22 protein-coding genes are annotated in these 20061 nt (G+C 64.3%); 6 read left to right on the top strand and 16 right to left on the bottom strand.

Features of this window, described 5'->3' with window-relative positions; translation table 11 throughout:
* Positions 1 to 217: 217 nt before the first annotated feature.
* Positions 218 to 550, bottom strand: a complete 333-nt coding sequence (gene clpS / locus ACVIIW_RS29800; RefSeq protein ID WP_177243545.1) for an ATP-dependent Clp protease adapter ClpS — start codon at positions 548 to 550, stop codon at positions 218 to 220.
* A gap of 567 nt (positions 551 to 1117) precedes the next feature.
* Positions 1118 to 1456, bottom strand: a complete 339-nt coding sequence (locus tag ACVIIW_RS29805; protein WP_456703981.1) for a phasin family protein — start codon at positions 1454 to 1456, stop codon at positions 1118 to 1120.
* A 388-nt stretch (positions 1457 to 1844) separates the two neighbouring features.
* Between ACVIIW_RS29805 and ACVIIW_RS29810 the strand changes: the two genes are divergently transcribed.
* On the top strand, positions 1845 to 3650 hold the full coding sequence (locus tag ACVIIW_RS29810; RefSeq protein WP_456703982.1) for a serine hydrolase: 1806 nt from the start codon (positions 1845 to 1847) through the stop codon (positions 3648 to 3650).
* A 224-nt stretch (positions 3651 to 3874) separates the two neighbouring features.
* On the opposite strand, the gene ACVIIW_RS29815 is transcribed toward ACVIIW_RS29810, so the two are convergent.
* The 4 genes from ACVIIW_RS29815 to ACVIIW_RS29830 form a co-directional block, all read right to left on the bottom strand.
* Positions 3875 to 4600, bottom strand: a complete 726-nt coding sequence (locus tag ACVIIW_RS29815; protein ID WP_456703983.1) for a DnaJ domain-containing protein — start codon at positions 4598 to 4600, stop codon at positions 3875 to 3877.
* A gap of 97 nt (positions 4601 to 4697) precedes the next feature.
* A complete protein-coding gene (locus tag ACVIIW_RS29820) occupies positions 4698 to 5453 on the bottom strand; it encodes a VWA domain-containing protein (RefSeq protein WP_456703984.1) in 756 nt (251 codons plus the stop codon).
* Between the two features lie 129 nt (positions 5454 to 5582).
* Entirely contained in the window at positions 5583 to 6443 is an 861-nt protein-coding gene (locus ACVIIW_RS29825) for an alpha/beta fold hydrolase (protein WP_456703985.1), read from the bottom strand.
* A gap of 341 nt (positions 6444 to 6784) precedes the next feature.
* Positions 6785 to 7708 carry a division plane positioning ATPase MipZ gene (locus tag ACVIIW_RS29830; protein WP_456703986.1) on the bottom strand — a complete coding sequence of 308 codons (924 nt, stop codon included), beginning with the start codon at positions 7706 to 7708 and terminating at the stop codon, positions 6785 to 6787.
* A 273-nt stretch (positions 7709 to 7981) separates the two neighbouring features.
* On the opposite strand from ACVIIW_RS29830, the gene panC reads away from it, so the two are divergent.
* Complete coding sequence (gene panC / locus ACVIIW_RS29835; protein ID WP_456703987.1) at positions 7982 to 8833, top strand: pantoate--beta-alanine ligase; 852 nt, start codon at positions 7982 to 7984, stop codon at positions 8831 to 8833.
* An 80-nt stretch (positions 8834 to 8913) separates the two neighbouring features.
* Here panC and ACVIIW_RS29840 read toward each other — a convergent pair whose 3' ends face one another.
* The 5 genes from ACVIIW_RS29840 to ACVIIW_RS29860 form a co-directional block, all read right to left on the bottom strand.
* The gene (locus ACVIIW_RS29840; protein ID WP_456703988.1) at positions 8914 to 9354 is read right to left on the bottom strand and encodes a DUF1489 family protein; all 441 of its coding nucleotides are present in this window, start codon (positions 9352 to 9354) and stop codon (positions 8914 to 8916) included.
* 42 nt (positions 9355 to 9396) lie between these two features.
* Positions 9397 to 10371: a hypothetical protein gene (locus ACVIIW_RS29845; protein WP_456703989.1), complete on the bottom strand. Its 975-nt coding sequence runs from the start codon at positions 10369 to 10371 to the stop codon at positions 9397 to 9399.
* A 152-nt stretch (positions 10372 to 10523) separates the two neighbouring features.
* Complete coding sequence (locus ACVIIW_RS29850) at positions 10524 to 10727, bottom strand: hypothetical protein (RefSeq protein WP_195804664.1); 204 nt, start codon at positions 10725 to 10727, stop codon at positions 10524 to 10526.
* 188 nt (positions 10728 to 10915) lie between these two features.
* On the bottom strand, positions 10916 to 11314 hold the full coding sequence (locus tag ACVIIW_RS29855) for a YidB family protein (protein WP_456705309.1): 399 nt from the start codon (positions 11312 to 11314) through the stop codon (positions 10916 to 10918).
* 107 nt (positions 11315 to 11421) lie between these two features.
* Entirely contained in the window at positions 11422 to 12084 is a 663-nt protein-coding gene (locus tag ACVIIW_RS29860) for a glutathione S-transferase family protein (RefSeq protein WP_456703990.1), read from the bottom strand.
* Positions 12085 to 12205: 121 nt separating this feature from the next.
* On the opposite strand from ACVIIW_RS29860, the gene ACVIIW_RS29865 reads away from it, so the two are divergent.
* Positions 12206 to 12922, top strand: a complete 717-nt coding sequence (locus tag ACVIIW_RS29865) for a DUF599 domain-containing protein (RefSeq protein WP_456703991.1) — start codon at positions 12206 to 12208, stop codon at positions 12920 to 12922.
* Between the two features lie 95 nt (positions 12923 to 13017).
* Here ACVIIW_RS29865 and ACVIIW_RS29870 read toward each other — a convergent pair whose 3' ends face one another.
* The 4 genes from ACVIIW_RS29870 to mgtE form a co-directional block, all read right to left on the bottom strand.
* Complete coding sequence (locus ACVIIW_RS29870) at positions 13018 to 13923, bottom strand: hypothetical protein (protein WP_456703992.1); 906 nt, start codon at positions 13921 to 13923, stop codon at positions 13018 to 13020.
* Positions 13924 to 13972: 49 nt separating this feature from the next.
* On the bottom strand, positions 13973 to 14791 hold the full coding sequence (locus ACVIIW_RS29875) for an aldo/keto reductase (RefSeq protein ID WP_456703993.1): 819 nt from the start codon (positions 14789 to 14791) through the stop codon (positions 13973 to 13975).
* Positions 14792 to 14899: 108 nt separating this feature from the next.
* The gene (locus ACVIIW_RS29880) at positions 14900 to 15217 is read right to left on the bottom strand and encodes a helix-turn-helix domain-containing protein (RefSeq protein WP_456703994.1); all 318 of its coding nucleotides are present in this window, start codon (positions 15215 to 15217) and stop codon (positions 14900 to 14902) included.
* 191 nt (positions 15218 to 15408) lie between these two features.
* On the bottom strand, positions 15409 to 16830 hold the full coding sequence (gene mgtE / locus ACVIIW_RS29885; RefSeq protein WP_456703995.1) for a magnesium transporter: 1422 nt from the start codon (positions 16828 to 16830) through the stop codon (positions 15409 to 15411).
* 76 nt (positions 16831 to 16906) lie between these two features.
* On the opposite strand from mgtE, the gene ACVIIW_RS29890 reads away from it, so the two are divergent.
* On the top strand, positions 16907 to 17713 hold the full coding sequence (locus tag ACVIIW_RS29890; RefSeq protein ID WP_456703996.1) for a polysaccharide deacetylase family protein: 807 nt from the start codon (positions 16907 to 16909) through the stop codon (positions 17711 to 17713).
* Between the two features lie 172 nt (positions 17714 to 17885).
* Positions 17886 to 19145, top strand: coding sequence for a polysaccharide deacetylase family protein (locus ACVIIW_RS29895; protein ID WP_456703997.1), 1260 nt, complete (start codon positions 17886 to 17888; stop codon positions 19143 to 19145).
* Between the two features lie 9 nt (positions 19146 to 19154).
* Here ACVIIW_RS29895 and ACVIIW_RS29900 read toward each other — a convergent pair whose 3' ends face one another.
* Positions 19155 to 19529 carry a hypothetical protein gene (locus tag ACVIIW_RS29900; RefSeq protein WP_456703998.1) on the bottom strand — a complete coding sequence of 125 codons (375 nt, stop codon included), beginning with the start codon at positions 19527 to 19529 and terminating at the stop codon, positions 19155 to 19157.
* A 227-nt stretch (positions 19530 to 19756) separates the two neighbouring features.
* Here ACVIIW_RS29900 and ACVIIW_RS29905 point away from each other — a divergent pair, with 227 nt between their 5' ends.
* Positions 19757 to 20014, top strand: a complete 258-nt coding sequence (locus ACVIIW_RS29905; protein WP_177243547.1) for a hypothetical protein — start codon at positions 19757 to 19759, stop codon at positions 20012 to 20014.
* Positions 20015 to 20061: the final 47 nt, after the last annotated feature.

Here is a 20061-nt window from a genome sequence, read left to right on the forward strand (position 1 = left end):
TACAAGACCGCGGCAAAAGACCGGTTCCGCGACTCGATGAGCATTGCGCGCCTCACCGCATTCTCGATGCAAAACCCGTTCCGGTTTGGGCAAAACTACCCATTTGGGCAGGATTGGCGGCGGCGGCCGACGTCTGCGGATCATGCGGCGGTATGCGCTGACATCACACAGCGCGCGAACAGCACCAATCTCACGAACTGCTAAGTCGGACGCGGAGTTACTTCTTTTCCATCACGCATTGCAGCGGGTGCTGGTGCTTGCGGGCGAAATCCATCACCTGCGTCACCTTCGTCTCGGCAATCTCGTAGGTGAATACGCCGCACTCGCCGATGCCGTGATGGTGGACATGCAGCATGATCTTGGTCGCAGCTTCGGCGTCCTTCTGGAAAAACTTCTCCAGCACGTGGACGACGAATTCCATCGGCGTGTAGTCGTCGTTGAGGATCAGCACACGATAGAGGTTCGGCCGCTTGGTTTTGGGTTTGACCTTGGTGATGACGGACGTGTTCGGACCCGCCGGACCACCCGAACGGTTCTCGTCGTTGCTCATCCGGAGAGCGTGGGCGGCAGTCGCCGCGGACAGGTCAAATCTGGAAGTCAGTTGCGGCATGGCTCAGGCGTTCAATTCCCCACGGAAGCGTAGAAGGTAGGCCTCGCCCTTTCGGAGCTTGGGACAGGCGCGCCACCTTGTTGGATCGCCGCTTCCAACCGGTCCGGTCAGGCCCGGATCAATTGTGGGGAATATGGGCCTGCCCCCGGCTCCCTGCAAGCGTGCAACCATCCTGCCGATATGGCCAAGGCAACCCGATTCCCGGTCCAACAATCCTATCGAAGGTTAGTCAATCCGAACCGGTTTGACAAAAATTTCCGGCTGGGCCGTTTAGAAACAACCGATCAGGAACCTGCCGTCGGCGGTTGCGGCGGACATCTCCGGGTTTCTACGGTCCTATGAACTTTGTCGACCCAGTCCCAGGAGACGCCTTTGTACCAGCAAAGCTTGCATGTCGATCGCGGACCTTGGCCACCGACGGCTTTCGAGCACTGACGAAATGGTCTCAGCAAAACAAAAAAAGCCCGGCTGTTCAGCCGGGCTTTTTGATTCCAGGAGTTCAGAAAATTACTGAGCGGCCGGGGTGAACTTCGACACGACCGTCTCGACCGGCTTGAACGCCTGCTTGGCGAGGTCGCCGTAGAGGCCCGCGATCTTCTGCGATTCCGCGACGAAGGTCTCGTAAGCGGAACGGGCGAAATCGGTCTGCGCTTCCATCGCCTTGTCCAGCGACTTCACGCCGGACAGTTTCTCGACGAAGGACTTCGTGTCTTCGAACGACTTCTTGGTGTAGTCGCCATAGGCGCTGGCGATCGCCTGAAGGCCGTGCTGCACCGAGGTGGCGGAGGCAACGCACGTCTCGAAATGCTCTTTCCCGTAGTTCTGAAAGTCTTCAACCTTGAACATCTTGGAATCCTTTTCCCTGGGTCGCGTCCGGAAGCCCGGCTCCCTGACTCTGCCCACAAATAGTGCAACGCACAAAAAAGTCAATAATCTTGTGCGACGCACAAAAATCGATCCAATTTGCAGAAATTCCCCGGGTTTCCCGCAAGGGTTCTTTAAGCTTTTGGAAACCGCAGGCCCCTACCCTGATTCCCTGGACGTGTTCACCATCCGCAGACGGTCAGAAGCCGTTTGAGAACATCACCTTAGCCAGAACAGCGGCTCAGGCCCAAACGTCCCCCGCAGTGAGCACCAGCGGAGGGGCAGCCTAAGCAGGTAGTGATCCCGGGTCCGCAGGGCACAATTTCGCCTCACGAGCCGGTGATCAAGTCACAAACGGGGACGGGGTTCCATGCTTCGTAACAACTGGTCTTCTTCGCGCTTGGCGCGGGTTGGCGTTTTCGGACTTCTCACGGTCACCACGGCCGTCATCTTCACGACCGACGCCGCCGACGCACGGCACTACCGGCGTCACTCCGCGCATCACCGCGTGCATCGCGAGGCCTCCGAGAGCTACAGCCCGCAATTCGCGTCGATCATCGTCGACGGCAATTCCGGGGCAGTGCTCCAGTCGACCAGCCCCGACGGACTTCGCCATCCCGCCTCGCTCACCAAGATCATGACGCTGTATCTGCTGTTCGAGCGTCTCGAGTCCGGCAAGATGAAGCTCGATACCGAGATGCCGGTATCGCAGCACGCCGCCGACCAGGATCCGACCAAGCTCAACCTGCGGGCCGGCCAGACCATCCGCGTCGAGGACGCGATCAAGGGTCTCGTCACCCGCTCGGCCAATGACGCTGCCGTTGTGATCGCTGAGGCCATCGCCGGTGACGAGGACGATTTCGCCGCGATGATGACGCGCAAGGCGCATGCGCTCGGCATGTCGAAGACGATCTACCGCAACGCCAACGGCCTTCCCAACGACGAGCAGGTTACCACCGCGCGCGACCAGGCCACGCTCGGCCGCGCCATCCAGGAACGCTTCCCGCGCTACTATCGCTATTTCTCGACCACTTCGTTCACCTGGCGCGGCGAGCAGATCCGCAACCACAATCACCTGCTCGGCAGCGTCGAAGGCGTCGACGGCATCAAGACCGGTTACACGCGCGCCTCGGGCTTCAACCTCGTCACCTCGATTCGCCGCGGCAACCGTCATCTGATCGGCGTGGTGCTTGGCGGACGTAGCGGCGGCTCGCGCGACGCCATCATGCGCAACTTGCTCGCGGAGAACCTCGATAAGGCCGCGACCACCCACACCGTTGCCGCCGTGACCGAGCGCAATGGCGCAGAGCCCAGCATCGACGTCGCGGATGCATCTGATTCCCCGCCCCGCCCCGCCCAACAAGTTCAGGTCGCTGCCGCTCCTGCCCCCGAGGCGCCCGCGCCACGTCCCGCCTCGCGCCTGTCGACGCTTGCAGCTGCGACCGCGGCAATGCCGCCGGCTCAGCCCAAGCCTGAAGCCAGGCCCATGGAGTCCAAGATCGAGCCCGCGCCGCTCACCAATGGTGTGATCGCGAGCCAGCCGCTCTCGCTGATCCCGGGTTCCTCCGAGCCGATGAAGCCGGTGCGGGTCAAGACGGTTCAGGTCAAGGCCGGCGCTGTGAAGGTTGCGTCCGCCGCGCCGACGCAGGTCGCGCCACAGGTCACCAACACGATTTCGCCCCGCAGCGACGTCGCGGAGACATCCGGCGCCGTGGTCGCCAGGGCCGACACCATCAACAAGCCGGAGCCCAACCATGCCGAGCTGCCGCAGCAGCCGGCGGGCTTCGGCACCGGTAACGGTATCCTCGGCGTGCTGCCAGCGGCTAGCACCGCTGCCCCGGCGGCCGCCCCCGTCGCCAAGCTTGCCTCCGCCGATCCGGCACCGCAGCCGATCCAGATGGGCGCAACGACCAAGCCGGCCGTCTCCCACACCGGTTGGATCGTTCAGGTCGGTGCGCTCGAGAGCGAGAGCGAAGCCCAGCAGCGGATTGAAGCGGCTCGCAACTCGGCCCGCGGCCTGCTCAGCAAGGCTGATCCGTTCACCGAGCCAGTCGTCGCCAGGGACAACCGCAAGCTCTATCGCGCCCGCTTCGCAGGGCTCGAGCGCGACCAGGCCGAAGCGGTGTGCCGGGCGCTGAAGCACGCCGACATCTCCTGCATGACCGTGCGCAACTGAGCTCACTTACCCTTTCAAGCAAAATGCCCGCGCCTTGCGCGGGCATTTTTATTTTTGGGACGCGTTGGCGCTGGAAGCTGTTCCGCGACAACCTCTCGTCAAGAATTTACGGTTAAAACTTTGCTCAAGAGATCGACCACGCCGGCAATGGCGGGCATCGGGGCGACGGCAAACAGAGCAAGCAGAGCTCGCGCGGTACGGGCGTTTGTGGCGTGGTGCCGGAGTTAGCCGTTATGCGTACGAAGCAGAGTATCCTTGGCCTCGTTTACCCGGGCAGCGAGGTACGTCGAGCCCCCCTGGTCGGGATGCAGTTTCTTCATGAGGGACTTGTGCGCTCGGCTGATGTCGTCGCGCCCCGCCCCCGGCTGCAGGCCAAGGATCTGATAGGCCTCCTCCGCCGTCATTTTGCCGCTCGCCGCCGTGCGGCGCTGCCCCCCTGCCGCGTCGCCTTGCGCGTTCTGACGCCAAGCGGGAAACCTGCGGTCCAGATAGCTTTCAAGTAAGGCCACGCTCTCGGCGTCGAAGGCCGGGACCATCGCCAGCAGGCTTGCCAGATCGAACTCGTCGAGATTACGCCCGGCGTGAGGCCCGGCGACGATCTGTCCCGCAAGCTGGCCGGAATCGTGATCGAGCCGCATATCCAGGAATTGCGAGCGCACGCGTGAACCCTGGCCGGACGAGCGCGCCGCACCACCGCCGAACAGTCCACCGATATTGCCAAAGCCGGCATTCGCAAGCGGTGTCCAGCCGAGCAATCCAGCGCCGAATATTCCAAGCGGGATCGCCACCGCCAGTTCGCCCCTCAAGCCTATGAAGGCCGCCGCCGCGAGCGCGACCACGCCTCCGCCGAACTTGATGGCCCGCGCCAGCACCGCCGGATTGGCCGATCGGAACATCTGGAGCAACAGATAGAGCGTGATAACGGCGACAAGGCCGGCGATGAGAGTCATGGCGGGACTATAGTCGCCCTCTGGTCAAAAAGCATGGCGTCCTTCGCGCCCCGCGATTGGCACGCGAATTGAGTGAAGCGCGGCCGGGCTTGACCTGCTATTTCATTTGCCCGATCAGCTGCGCCGCACCGCTTGCTGTCTTCGCCAACTTCAGCAGCGCCTCGCGGCCGCCGGCCGCATAGGCCGCAGCAGCCCGCAGCAGTTCGCGCAGCTGCGCCGCCGCGCCAGGATCGAACCGGCACCAGGCTCCACCCGTCAGCCGCGCGATCTCGCGAAACGCCTGCTCGGCGCCCGCATCATGGCCTTCCTGAAACAGGAAGACCGGCACTTTCAACATACCGAGCTCGCCGGCCTTGGCGCACAACGCGTCGACTTTCTCCTCCATGGCATCGCCGACGAAGACCACGGCGCGCACGCCTGATGCAACAGCCTCGCGCCGCGCATCGGTCAGCACCCTGCCGATCTGGGTGTCGCCGCCGCGGCAATCGATCTTGCTCATCAGCGTCGCAAGCTTGCTGCTCTCGGAAATCCACCCGGTGGCGCGACATTCGTTGAAACCGCGATAGTAGACAAGCCGGATGTCGAGGCTGCCGAGCGCTGCAGCCTCGCGAAACATGTCCGCCTGAAGTGCGCAGGCCATGTCCCAGGTCGGCTGCCGGCTCATCGTCGCATCCAGTGCGAAGATCAGCCGGCCCTTCGCGCCGGGCGCATGCGGCGACAGCGCGCGCGCCTTGGCGACGAAGGCGGCGACGTCCTCCGACGTCGAGGTTTTTGCCTGCGGCAATGCGCCGTTGCTTTCGGCTTTGGCCGACAAGGCGTCGCTACTGCGCGGTTTGATGGAGTCGCCGGACATCTGAGGCCGCACTTCGTCTCACTCGACCAATGTGGATAGCGTGCCCGGCCCGGTCAATGAGCAAAGCCTCCGCGGGCGGGAGCCGGCGGAGGCTTTCGGGACTCGTTTCGAACGATCAACGCTTTCCGATCAGCTCTTGGCCGGTGCCATCAGAGCGACCGGACCGGGCTCCAGGACCTTGGGCGGAGCCGAACGGGTGTCGACCGGCGCGATCACGCTGTCGGTGTCGCTGAGGAACTTATCGAGCATGCCCTGGATCGAGTTCTTGGCGTCATCCGGACCGGTGTCGCGCATGTCGTTGTGCTGGAAGTCGGTCTTCACGACCTGAATTCCGTCCTTCTCACATTCCTCTTCGGTCGGGATCACGCCCGGATCGGTCTTGAACTGCGGATCATGAGAACGGAACGACAGGATCTTGAACTTGCCCCCGGTCACAAAAGGCACGCGGAGATTGTCCAGCGTCACGACCTTCTTGACCTCGTCCGGATACTGCTTGGCGAAATACATCGTGATGTCGCCGCCCATGGAATGACCGACCATCGTCACTTTGGCGTAGTCGGCATTGGGCTGAACCTTCTTCATTTCCTGCATCGCCAGATGGATATTGGCGACGCCGCGCAGGATCTGCGGCAGGCGGCCGACGTAAAGCTCGCCGGGCTTGGTCACCATCGGCGGATCGGTCGGCAAATCGTGCTGCGGGCTGACGACGAGATAGCCGCGCGCCGCAAAGATGTTGGCGAGGAATCCGTATTCGGTGTTCTTGACGGTGTTGCCGTGATTGATGACCGCAACCGGCAAGGTGATCATGCCGGCGTTGGCCTGCATTTCCTTATCGCGTCGGATCGCGATGTCGACAGGCACGGGACGGTTATCGCGCGAAGCGTCGTAGAAGGTGATGGTCTCGTGCTTGATGGCCCACTTGCTCGCCGTGAAATAGGCAACGCCGAAGAGGGCTCCGACAGAAACCAGAACGGCAATTCCACGCTTCATTTTCGTCCTCAGCCTCAGGCTCTTGCGGCCTGATCCCTGTTGAAAATCGTGTTGTTCGAGGAGCTCTTCGGCTCCCTTCGCGCCTATTCCCTAATATATGTCACAGGCGCGTGACAGAAAGGCTAAATATTGTGGTCCGGCAGCCCTTTCATTGTGCGACGCACACGTTTGGTAGGCACCCTGCTCTGCAACCGCTACAAAGGGGTGCAGATGACCATCCGACGCGACCCCTCACGATAGGGTTCAGTTTCACGGTGAATGCGCAGTGAAAACGCCCTGGGCCGTGGCGGGTTCCCGCGGGAACTCGCCGTCGTGGTCCACTGGAAGTAGCAGCGTACCGCCTAGGCCTCGAGGATGTCGTGAACCTCGAGCGGTTTGTCGATCTGGCTGAACCACTCGGCGCGATTTGCCGCACGCCGGCGGCCGCGCTCATCAAGCGGCAGCTTGAGCTGGCGGAGCAGGCTCGTGACCTCCTCCCGAGCCGTGAGATGGCCGAGATTGGGCCGCATCCCAAGCGTCGCCTCGTCGATCTCGTCCAGAGCGGTCAGCCCGCGCGGGAAGAACTCGCGATAGACGACGCGCTCGGCGAAACCGTCGACGTAGCGGAAGCCGAGCCGCAGCGACAAATCCTTCAGCCCGTCGGCGACGAGCTGCTTGTTACGCGAGCCGAGCATCGACAGTCGGTTGCGCACCACGATCCAGTCCGTGGTCGAGCCATCGAGCTGGCGGCGCTTGCGCCTGACGTCGCGCACCATCTCCGCGTAGTGGCTTTCTCCTGTTACCGCGTAAGTGGTGGGATCGACGGTGCCGAGGACGTCGAAGTCGAGGAAGCTGTCGTTGATCGGCGTGACCAGCGTATCGGCCATCGAATGGGCCAGCCGCATCAGATAGCTGTCGGTGCCGGGCGTATCGATGACGATGAAATCGAAGCTGCTCTCGACCGTCGAGACCGCCTCCATAAACTGCTGGAACTCGGAATTCTCGTTCTCGGCGATCTGCATGGTCTCGCCGAGCCTGATACAGCGATGCACCGGCAGCTCGAGCTCGAGCTTGGTGCGGCGCGCCCAGCCGGCGCGGTTGTTGATGTAGCGGGTGAAGCTTTGCTGGCGGCAGTCGAGGTCAATGGTGGCGACTCTCTGGCCGGCCTTCAGGAGAGCAACTGCGATGTGCAGGGCGGTGGTCGATTTGCCGGAGCCGCCCTTTTCATTGCCGAGCACGACGACATGCGCCGAGCCGGTTTGGCTTTGGCTAGCCTGCACAAGCATGGCGATCCTCAACACCCCTGAACAATATCTTCGAGTTGGCCGCGTCCGCGGTCAAGTGAAATGCGTGACAGGATGACGAAATCACGGTGCGCCGAATGGTCATCGTGAATCGCGTGCGGTGTCGCGTTTGCGATCCATCCCGCGATGACGCGACATCGGCGCAGCAGACGATGCTGTGCCTGATGCCGATGCATGGCGTCCAGGCCCCGCGCTTGTTAAGGTTAGCCCGCTGCGCGGTCAGCGGCGCCCACCCCCAACCCTTCCCGAGTTCTGATGTCACGAAGCCCCTTGATCACCCGCACGGTGCCCGCCCTGCGACGCGCTGTCGATCATCTTCGCGAGCGAAAGGTCACCATTGCGCTGGTGCCGACCATGGGGGCACTCCATGACGGGCATGTGTCGCTGGTGCGCCTGGCCAAACGGCGCGCTGATCGCGTCGTGGTGTCGATCTTCGTCAACCCGACGCAGTTCGCTCCATCAGAGGATTTCGGTGCCTATCCGCGGACCTGGAAGGCCGACATCGCCAAGCTCGCGGCGGAGAATGTCGACATCGTCTGGCATCCCGGCGTCGAAGCGATGTATCCGGACGGCTTTGCGACGCGCATCGTCCCGGAGGGACCGGCGCGGGCCGGCCTGGAGGACCGCTTCCGGCCGCACTTCTTCGGCGGCGTCGCAACCGTTGTCGGCAAGCTGTTCACGCAATGCCGGCCTGATGTCGCGATCTTCGGCGAGAAGGACTTTCAGCAATTGCGCGTGGTGACGCAGATGGCGCGGGATCTCGACCTCGGCGTCAAGGTGATCGGCTCCCGCACCATACGCGAGCGGGACGGGCTGGCGATGTCCTCGCGCAACGTCTACCTCTCCCCCCAGGAGCGGCAGACGGCCACCACTCTCTACCGCGTGATGAAGGACAGCGCTCGCCGGATCCAGGCCGGCGAAACCATCACGAGGACGATGACGCGCGGCGCCGGGACGATCAACGCGGCAGGCTTCGCGCTCGACTATTTCGAGCTCCGCCATGCCGAAACGCTGGCGCCGGTCACCTCGCGCAGCGACGGGCCGCTGCGGATCCTGGTCGCAGCCAAGCTCGGCAGAACGCGGCTGATCGACAATATCGCGGTCTGAAGCGCGATGAAGTCATCGCGCTTCAGTGTGTTGTTCGAGCATGATCGCTCCGGAAAACCGCACAGTTTTCCGGATCATGCTCAGAGCAATCCGAGATCGCGTAGCTCGCGCCGCATCGGCTCCGGCATCGCCGCGATGGTGCCGGCGGCGGACTTGCCGAGATCCGGCGGCACGGAATCGTCGGTGAGATAGCGCCAGCCCTGGAACGGCCGCATCGGCCGCGGCGACACCGAGACGATCTTCGGCTGCATCACGATCCGGCAGCGCCCAATGCCGTCCTTGTCGCGGAACGGCTCGATGCCGATGATCTTTTCGCGTGCGGCGATCTCGCCCTTGATGACCCAATAGAGCGATCCGCCCGCCAGAATCTCGGCGTCCCGCTTGGGCACCATGCGGGTGATGTGGATGTGGTGTTGCGGCAGGCCTTTTTTCCTGGCCGTCTGCATCCGTTCGGCGACCCACCCCTTCAATTCTTTGACGGAGTCGCAGCCGACGGCAAGCTTGATCAGATGGAGTGGCATGAGCCAGCATTAGCGGGCCGGCGATGGGTTTTCAAAGCCGAACTAGTTGTTATCCGCAGCTGCGGGAGCCGGGCTCGGCGGCGGCGCCAGCGGAACCGGTGCCGCGGCCGGCGCGCGCGCGGCCTTTGGCGCGGGCGGCCTCTTCGCAGCCGGTGGCGCAGGCGCTGTCGCCTGTGCCGCGCGTGGCGCAGCTACCGGAGTTGCGGCCGGGTTGGCGGGCGGCGCCTGACGCGCGGCCGGCTCCGGATTCATGATACTCACCGGCGGAATCGACGACGCGCTCGGGAACTCCGCATTGGTCGGCTTGCCCGTGGGCATCGACGGCGCGAGCCCGGCAATCGCACCCGTCGTCGGCGGCACCGCCGCCGGCGACGTCCAGGTCGGCGCGTAGCGCGCAACCAGGGTGTCGTAGAGATGGGAATCCATGTTGGCGGCGACCTGCTGCTGATCCGTCAGCGACCGGAACGCCGGGCAATCGAACCGCGTGCAGCCATCGCGCGCCACCAGCACCTGCGCAACGAGACCGTAGCGATCGTGCTCCAACGATCTCCTGAGAACCTTGACCTCGAGCGTCGGGCTCTTGTCTGCGGTCGCAGCATCGCCGAGCGCAGTCAGCCGGTCGATCCGAGCGGCAGTATAGGCGACAGCCGCAGCCGCCGCATCCGGCGCACCGAACAACGCCTTCTCGCAACCGATCGCCACGGCATCGCCGGCGAGGTCGTCGAGGCAGGCGAGCGCCGGAAGGGCTGCGGTCACCGTGGCTTGCGTGCGGGCTTCCGCCGTCGCGCTTTCGTGCGCCAATGGCCCATAGATTCGCATGGTGGCGGCCACCGCAATGATGCCGATCGAGAGCAGCGTGATGATGCTCAGCGCGCCGTTGGCGACCGATCTCTCGGCACGCAGCAGCGTGATCAGCAGGACCAGTCCAAAGAAGCCGCTTGCCGCCAGCGTCATCCACATGGGAGCGTCCGGCGAGCGCCAGATTTGGTCGAGCGACGAGGCCCCTACCCAGTCCATGCGCGATGTCCCCTCACGCGAGCAAAGAGCTGATGGTCAAGCGAGCACCGCGAACCGGCTACTGCCCCCGCCACCTTGTCGAGGTGAAGCGGGCTTTTTACGGCGGCGGAGCAAATTCGGCTGTGATGTCAGTGCGAGGTGCCGTCAGCGCGTTACGACAGCGCGAGCTGGCTTTCCTTGGCGACCCGTTCGAAGGCTTCGGTTGAGCTCTTGATCCGGTATTGGCAGTCGTCGCCTTCCGTCGGGAGCAGGCGGATGATCTCGTAGGAGCCGCTGGCAGCCGGGCGCGCGACGTTGCTGGCCGTGAACAATACGCGCGTTCCAATCGGGAATTTGTGCTTCAACACCCTCTCCATCACTCAAACAACGCCTGCCTCGCCCGTGGTCCCACTGCGAGGCCGGCAGGAAGCCCAGCGCGGTATATAGCACGCATGCGGCGTTTTTGACCAGTCTCATGCGAGGCTGGGAACTGCACAAATTTTGAAGTCTTTTCAGGACGATAAAGGGAACACTTGCCGGCCCGGACTACCGCTGGAACCAGGCCTCAGGCGCCATGGGGAAGATGGCCGTCGGGACTCGCCTGATCCACAGCCTTAGGTAGCTCCTGGGCCAGGATCTCGCTAAGCTGGTCGACCGGAATGTTGTAACGGGCAGCGAGCTGGCGGACCGTATCGTTGCCGAGCACGGAGCGGAGCTGGTCGGCCGAGATCGGCAGATTCTGGCCATTTCCCAGCCAGGACTTTACCTGGTCGCCGAAGCCCGCCTGCTGGAGCTTTGCGACGATCGCACCCAAGCCGCCCTGGTTGTTGCTCCCGAGCACCTCGCTCAGCACGGCCGGAAGGAGGGTCGCCCCGATTTGACCGAGCGCGCTACGCAGTGCCGGGTTGTTCTCCAGCGAATCCAGAATTCCCATGGCCGTGCCCTCTTCGTTGGTCGCTGCGATTGAGCGCCGCAAGCCAGCATGCCGTCAAGCGGCGCCAAATCACATTTTAGGCGAGCATGATCTTGTCGGAAAACCGGGTGCCCGCTTGTCCGGATCATGCTCCTGATTCAGGCAGTCTCGAACTTTTCGATGACAAGCGTTTCGGCGAGGCCATCACGGGTCCATTCCTGAAACGCCGGCATCCCCATCATCGTGTCCATATAGGCGCTGGTCTCCTGCGTCACCTCGATGGCGTAGGTCCGGAAGCGATGCACGACCGGGGCGTACATCGCATCAGCCGCGCCGAAGCGGCCAAACAGGAACGGCCCGCCGGCGCCGTAGCGGGTCCGGCATTCGCGCCAGATCTGCTGCACGCGTGCGACGTTGGCCTTGGCGTCCGCCGACAGCGTCACGGCGCGCACGGGACGGTGCAGGTTCATGCCGCATTCGTTGCGCAGAGCCATGAAGCCGGAATGCATCTCGGCGCACACCGAGCGGGCAAATGCGCGGGCCGCGGCGTCGTCGGGCCACAGCTTCTTCTCGGGGTAGCGCTCGGCGATGTATTCGATGATGGCAAGCGAATCCCACACCGTGATGTCGCCGTCGACAAGCACCGGCACCTTGCCGGCGCGGCTGAACGACAGGATCCGCTCCTTGTCGGCGGGATTGTCGGTATAGAGCGGGATCACGGTCTCCACGAACGGGATGTCGTTGGCGCGCAATGCGAGCCAGGGCCGCATCGACCATGACGAGTAGTTCTTGTTGCCGATCGCGAGCTCGAGCGCTGCCATGCCGCTGGTCCTTCCGTAGGTCTTGTCGATGCGGCTGCTTTTAACGCCATCGCCTGCCGCCAATCAATCGTTGCCGCACGCGTGCATGCATGGCAATCGTGTCGGCCGCGAGGAGACAGACATGAGCAGGCATTGGGTCGACATCACCGCCGTCGGCTTCTTCATCGTCGAATGGCTGGTCTATGCCGCCACGCTCGAGCATTCCGCCTACGGCCGCGACAGCCTGTCGGCACGGATGAACCGCTACCGCGAGGTCTGGGTTCGCCGCCTGCTCGACCGCGAGGCGCGCATGGTCGACATGCAGATCATGGCTTCGCTGCAGAACGGCACCGCCTTCTTCGCCTCCACCAGCCTGTTCGCGCTCGGCGGCGCGCTGGCGTTGCTGCATGCGACCAACGACGCCATCGCCATTCTCGCCAAGCTGCCGATCGACCTCAGCTACTCGCCCGCCCTCTGGGAGCTGAAATGCGTCGGCCTGGTGCTGATCTGCGTCTACGCTTTCTTCAAATTCGCCTGGGCCTATCGGCTCTTCAACTATGTCGCGATCCTGTTCGGCGGCATGCCGCCGGCTTCCATGCGCGACACCCCCGAGGCCGAGGCCCATGTCATCCGCACCTCGCGTGTGTTCGAATCCGCCGGCCGCCACTTCAACCGCGGCCAGCGCGCCTTCTTCTTCGCGCTCGGCTATCTCGGCTGGTTCGTGAGCCCCTGGGTGCTGTTCGCGACCACCGCCGCCGTTGTGATCGTGACATGGCGCCGGCAATTCGCCTCGCATGCATGGGCGGCGATGGCGCCGGACGGGGCGGTGGATGATGAGGGGCTGAAGCGCGGTCGTTGAGAAATCTCGTGTCCCGGACGCGCTGCCGCCTGCAGCGCAGCTGCGAAGGCAGGCCGACCCGCGCTGCATCTTGCCCGTCGACCCCCGCGGCCCGGCTACGACCTGAAATCCTGCGGCGTGAATGAAAGGTCCATGATCTTCCATTCCTCGTACTTGTCGGGCGGCAGCATCTGGTAAGGCTGACAGGCCTGCACCGCGCTCATCGCTGATTTCACGATGGCAACGCCCTTCGCGGACGGCGGCGCCTCGATCAGGATCGGCTCGCGCGCAAGCGTGCCGTCGGTGGCCAACACTACGCGCAGCCTGATGCGCACGGCATCGGTCGGCGCGACCTCCGCGGGCAGTTTCGAACAGCTCCGCAGGTGGCGGCGAAGCTCGGCGACGACCTCTGGCGGCAGCCTGGCTGCGATCGAATCCTTGGCACCGCCGCCATCATCCTTGGGGACGTCTATGGGCGTGGGCGGCAATGCAGGCGGCAGGCCCAGCACCACGTGGTATTTGACCGTGACATCCGGTTCCGGGGGCTTGTAGGCCGGAGATGCCGCCTGGGGTTGCGGCGTCGCGGCCGGCGGCTTCTGTTGCGCTTGGGATTGCTGAGGTTGTGGCTGCGCGTTGGCCTCTTGCTGCTTCGCCTCCGGCGGCTGAGGCTGCTGCTTCTGTGGCGGTGCCGCCTTCTCCGTTTCGTTCTCCGTTGCCTTCTCTTGGGCGGGCGCCGGCTTGGGCGCGGCGTCCTTCTTGTCCTTGTCGGTGAAATCCAGCTTCGGCAGTTTGAATTCGGGGAGCGGGTCCGGCGGCTTCGCTGCCTGCTCCTTTGCCTTCTCTTCCGCCTTGGCTTCCTCCTGCTTCACCTGCTCCGGCGTGACGATGTCGATCGCAACCGTCTCGGGCGGCGCAGAATGAAACGGATGGACTTCGCTGATCACGATGATCAGCGCGACCAGCGTCAAATGCGCAATCGCCGACGCCGCAATGTCCGTCCGTATGATCTTCCGCGGTTCCATCGGCCAATCTTGGGTTGCCGCTTTGCTCCTAGCACACCCAAGTCCCCCCTCAATCCCATTTCGGGGCGAAGGCGAAATCGGTCAGGCGGCCGTCCGGACTCGCCAGCGCGGCGATCCGGGCCATCTCGTCATCCGAGAGCTCGAAATCGAAGATCTCGATGTTTTCCGACAGGCGGTCGACGCGCGACGTTCTGGGAATTGCGGACACATTCTGTTGCACCAGCCAGCGCAGGCAGATCTGCGCCGGCGTCTTGCGATGGGCGCGACCGATGGCGGCGAGCGTCTGGTCGGCCTTGATGCGGCCCTTGGCGATCGGGCTGTAGGCAACGAGCGCCATCCCGTGCCGGTCGCAGGCCGCTCTCACCTTCGCCTGATCGAGGTAGGGGTGATATTCGACCTGGTTGCAGACGAGCGGCTCGTTCGAGAGGGAGACCGCCTGCTCGATCAGCGCCACCGTGAAATTGGATACGCCGATGTGGCGCGCGAGGCCCATCCGCTTGGCATGCGCCAGCGCACCCATTGTCTCCGCCAGCGGCACATGCGGATTGGGCCAGTGCAGCAGCACGAGGTCGACGGCGGGAAGCCTCAAGCGCACCAGACTCTCCTTGATCGAGCGCTCGAGGTCGTGGGGCGCAAAATGATTGGTCCAGACCTTGGTGGTGACGAAGACGTCGTCGCGGCGCACGCCGGAGGCCCGCAGCCCGTCGCCGACCGCGCGCTCATTGTCATAGACCTGGGCGGTGTCGATGTGGCGGTAGCCGAGCCGGAGCGCCTGCTCCACCACACGGGCGCAGGTCCGTCCGCTCAACTCCCAGGTCCCAAGCCCGATCGCCGGAATTCTTGCGCCATTGGCCTCGACGAACAGCATGAGGAATCCTCTCTGTTGCGGCAGTCCCTGACGTCATTATGGGCCCGGCCCGCCGGAGTGCAACGGACGCCGCGTCTGATCGTCGGCGCGATGCAACGGCAGGTTGGATCAGACCTTGGCGAGCGCCTGGAACACCGTATCGGGCGCATGCGCGATCACGGCGAGCAACGCACGGGCGGGACCGCGCGGGGCCCGCTTGCCCTGCTCCCAATTGCGGATGGTCTCGACCGGCACGCCAAGCTTGGCGGCGAATTCCATCTGGGTCAGACAGGCACGCCGGCGCAAGTCGCGCACCCCGGGCGAGCCGACCTCCGCTCGGGCGGTCCCGGCCGCCGCCTCGGCCGGAGACGGCCGGACCGGAAACTCCTGGCCGTCCCGCAACTCAACGACCCGTCCATCCGCCTTCAGCCGCAACCGCATGCTCATTCCCCCAAGCGCGGTCGATCATGCGGCAGCACGCTTAAGGTCGGATTAAAAATGGTTTCGTGCCCCCGCCCCCCGGCCCGTCATTGCGAACGCAGCGAAGCAATCCAGAGTCCCTCCACGGCGGCAGTCTGGATTGCTTCAGCGCAAGAGTTCCTCGCGATGACGAGGAGAGCTGCCCCCAAGAGCTCTACCTACTTCAACCCGAACCACAGCGTCGCGATGCCGAGGAAGGAGAAGAAGCCGACCACGTCGGTCACGGTCGTGACGAACGTGCCCGACGCCACCGCCGGATCGGCCCTGACACGTTCGAGCGCCATCGGAATCAGGATGCCGCCGAGCGCGCCGGCGATGAGATTGCAGATCATCGCGAGCCCGATGACGATGCCGAGACCCGGGATCTTGAACCAGGCCACCGCGGCGATGCCGGTAATCACGGCAAAGCCGACGCCGTTGACGAGACCGACCATCGTCTCGCGGATCACCACGCGCCAGGCGTTGGAGGAGCCGAGCTCGCGGGTCGCAAGCGCCCTCACCGCAACCGTCATGGTCTGGGTCGCGGCATTGCCGCCCTGGCTCGCGACGATCGGCGCCAGCACCGCGAGCGCCACCATCTGTTCGAGCTGGCCCTCGAACAGGCCGAGCACGGATGACGCCAGGAAGGCGGTGGCGAGATTGACCAGCAGCCAGTTGAAACGGCCACGCGCAATGGTGAGAAACGTGTCCGACAATTCTTCGTCGCTGGTGACGCCGCCGAGCGCCTTGAGGTCCTCGTCCGCCTCTTCCTCGATAACGTCGACGACGTCGTCGACGGTGATGACGCCGACGAGGCGGTCCTGGGTATCGAGCACGGGTGCCGCGACGAGGTTGTACTTGCCGAACATGCGCGCCACCTCCTCCTGGTCCTCCAGGACGGAGACGCGGCGGCGATCCTCGTCGGTCAGCTCGGTCAGCGGCACCGGACGTCGCGCGCGCAACAGCACGTCGAGCGGAACCGCGCCCTGCCAGTGCTGGTCCTTGTCGACGACGTAGATCTCGTAGAAGCGCTCGGGCAGATCGGGCGTATCGCGCATGTAGTCGATCGCCTGCCCGACGGTGAAGTCCTGCGGCACCGCGATGAACTCGGTCTGCATGCGCCGGCCCGCGGAGTTTTCCGGATAGAGCAGGCTGCGCTCGAGCGCGACGCGCTCCTGGAGCGGCAGCTTCTCGAGAATCTCCTCCTGCTCCTCCTCATCGAGGGTTTCGAGCAGCTCGACCGCGTCGTCGGATTCCAGCTCGCGGACGCCCTCGGCCACCGTCTCGGGCGGCAGCTCGTCGAGGATCTCATCGCGGACGGTCTCGTCGACCTCGTTCAGTGCGGAAAAGTCGAAGTCGGTTCCGGTCAACTCGACCAGGCGGACACGATCGTCGGGCGCGAGCGCCGCAATGAGATCGCCGAGATCGGCCTCGTGCAGATCGGCAACGCAGGCGCGCAAGGCGGCGCTGTCTGCGGCCTCGATCGCATGGGCGATTTCCTCGACGAATTCCTGCCTGATTTCGCCGTCTTCATTGCGCATCGGGACGTGGTCGAGTACCGATGTGTCGGCGGAAGCGGCGTCATCCATCCGTTCATCCATGGTGCGCCTCGCCGTTTGACAGGTTGATGGTTTGGGCTGACAGTCAGGCAATACCCGCAAGGCAATCTGGAGCGCAATGGCAAAGATAAAGCGGCCAAAATGGACCTCGATCACATGGGGCCTGGCTCTCGCCGCCCTCACCGCGATCGGCTCGGTGAAGGCTGCGGACTGCCCGCGGGAGGATGCGCTCGGCACCTCGCGGATCCTGAGCGTCGATGCCAAGACCACGCCGCGCGTCGGCCTGAAGAGCTTTCCGCAGACACTGCCGCTCGCCGATCATGAGGTGGTGCTGACATTCGACGACGGCCCCCGTCCGAAGACGACCTCGAAGGTGCTGGAGGCGCTGGCGCAGGAATGCGTGCGCGCAACCTTCTTCCTGGTGGGCCGGAGCGCCGCCGAACATCCTGAGATGGTCAGGCGCATCGCCCGAGAGGGCCACACCATCGGCCATCACACCTGGTCGCATCCGTACATGGCGCGGATCCCGGCCGATGCGGCGAGGTACGAGATCGACCACGGCATCGCGTCCGACGAGATGGCGCTGCACGGGGTCTCGACCTCGACGCCGTCGACGCCGTTCTTCCGCTTCCCCTATTTCGAATCCACGCCGGCCCAGCTCGACCTGCTCCAGGAGCGCGGCATCGTCGTGTTCGGCGCCGATCTCTGGGCGAGCGACTGGAACGACATGACGCCGGAACAGGAATTGAAGCTCATCACCGAGCGGATCACCGCCGCCGGCAAGGGCATCATACTGTTCCACGACGCCCAAGCGCGCACAGCGGCCATGATGCCGGCTTTCCTGCGGTTTTTGCGGGAGAACGGCTTCCACATCGTCCATATCGTGCCGGCGGACACATCACAAAAGGACGCCCAGGCGCGTTGATGCCGGAATGTCACGCGGGCGCAAAATGGGGTGATTTGAGCCCTATTAACACTCTGTTCATGCTACGCCATGCAATGATCGAGGGGCGGGAAAGGTCTTTGCGCCTGAACCGTTTCCGGGCAATTCCGAGCTACGGATATTGCAGCCGACGCAGATGAGGCACACGGAGTTCATGATCGGAAGTAGCGTTGTTTTTCGGACGCGATCGTGGGCCGTCCTGCTGACCGTCCTGCTCCCTGGGTTTGTGACCACGGCAGCCTTCGCGGCCGACTGCCCGGGACATCCTGATGCCCTCGGCACTTCCCGCACCCTCGTCGTCGATCCGCGCGAGCATCCGCGCGTCGGAACCATGCAGTACCGCGAGACCTTGCCGCTGAAGGACCACGAGGTCGTCCTCACCTTCGACGACGGTCCGCTGCCGAAATATTCCAACCAGGTGCTGCAGATTCTCGCCGACGAGTGCATCAAGGCGACCTTCTTCATCATTGGCCAGCAGGCCAAGGCGAACCCGGAAGGCGTCCGCAAGCTGGTCGCGGCGGGCCACACCGTCGGCACGCACAGCATGACCCATCCGCTGACGATGAACCGGATGCCGATCGAGAAGGCCGAGGCCGAGATCAACGGCGGCATCGAGTGGACCACAGCGGCGATGACGGATCCATCCAAGCTGGCGCCGTTCTTCCGCATCCCCGGCCTGATGCGCGCCGACGGCGTTGAAAATCTGCTGATCTCCCGCGGCATTCAGGTGTGGAGCGCCGACTTCCCGGCCGACGACTGGCGCCACATCTCGCCGGATCGCGTCTACCAGCTCGCGATCCAGCGGCTGGAGGCCAAGGGCAAGGGCATCCTGCTGCTGCATGACATCCAGGCGCGCACGGTGGCAGCGCTGCCGAAGATCATCCGCGACCTCAAGGCACGCGGCTATCGTATCGTGCATGTCGTGCCCGCGACCGCCGACCGGCCGGCGACGCCGACCACGCCGGTGGAGTGGCTACTGCATCCGCCGACAGAGACGACGCCGATCGCGCGCTGGCCTGCCGTGCCGAATTTCGTGTTCACGCAGACCGCGACGCTGCCGGCGCCCGGTCTTGCCGACCTCAACGCGCAGACGGCGCACCAGCCGCTGCTGCTGCCGCGCAAGACCATGGCGCAGTCGGATGTCGCGGCCACCCTGCCCGCACCCGGTCGCGATCTGTTCGCGATCCCGGAGGGCTCGGTCGAGGTGCTGCTGTCGACGACCTTGTCGCGGCGCGCCGCGACGAGACTCGCGATGGCGGCCGAGGCGCCGCCTGCCCGCAAGGGCAAGGCTGGAAAGGTGAGGACTGGGCAAAGCGCCCATACTGCGCATGCCGCACCGAAGCACGCTGCTCAAGCCAAGACCGCGGCGCCCCGCCCGACCCGCGTCGCCACCAGTGTGAAAAAACGCGCCTGAGTAAAGCCGTTACTGCCGCATGATGGCGGCGACGCAGAGCAGCACGATCAGCGCCAGGAAGAACAGGTCCATATAAGACTTGAGCTCGCCGTCGCGGCGTAGCCGCGCGACATCGACGACGAGCTGCTTGCGCCCGGCGGTTCCGCCGGCGCCGTCGTTGATCGGCGCTTGCAGGCGACGCGCCTCGGCTTCAAGTTTCTCGATCTTCTGGAAGAAGTAGAAGGCACGCAGCGTCGAGGCCGCGCGCATGCCGGTGTAAACAAGCACGAGGATCGCCAGGCCCGCCCGGTGCTCGTATTTCTCCACGTAGTTCAGGCTGAAATAGACCATCGCCAGAAACAGGAAATTGGTCAGGAAGCGGTAGACGAAGCTTAGAAAGACCATGCTGGCTCCAGCCGCGAGAGGTCGCGCAAGTCCCGTCTACGCCAACTTTGTTTCAACAGCGATATCGTCGCCCGCGCGCCGCCGCCTTTTAGCCGCACTCCGTCATAATGCAAGCGAGAGCGCGAAACTGCCCGGCGTTGTGCGAGCCACCACGCCGCGTGGAGATTTGAGTGAAGCTACGGTAGACTGGCTGCCACCGCCAGAGGTGTGCGGACTGGGATCTGCCGATGCCGAAAAAGGGAATCACGGGCCACGACGACTGGGTCCTGACCGAGGCGCTCGCGACGGCACTGGTCGCGCTGGAGCAGCTGGAGGAGAAGCACCAGCCGAGCGCGCATATGGACGACATCCGCAAGCTGCTGTCGAACGGCAAGGAGCCGGCGGCCGTGAGCCTGCACCTCGCGCAGGCCAAATGCCGCCTGTTCCCCGATCTCGACCCGCTCGAAATCTACCGGGAATACGGTATCGGCGAGGAATATGGCTAGGCACCGGCGTGCTTTGCGCGACAATCGCAAGAAGCGCTTCCTGCCCG

It is taken from the genome of Bradyrhizobium sp. USDA 4449 (assembly GCF_054056275.1).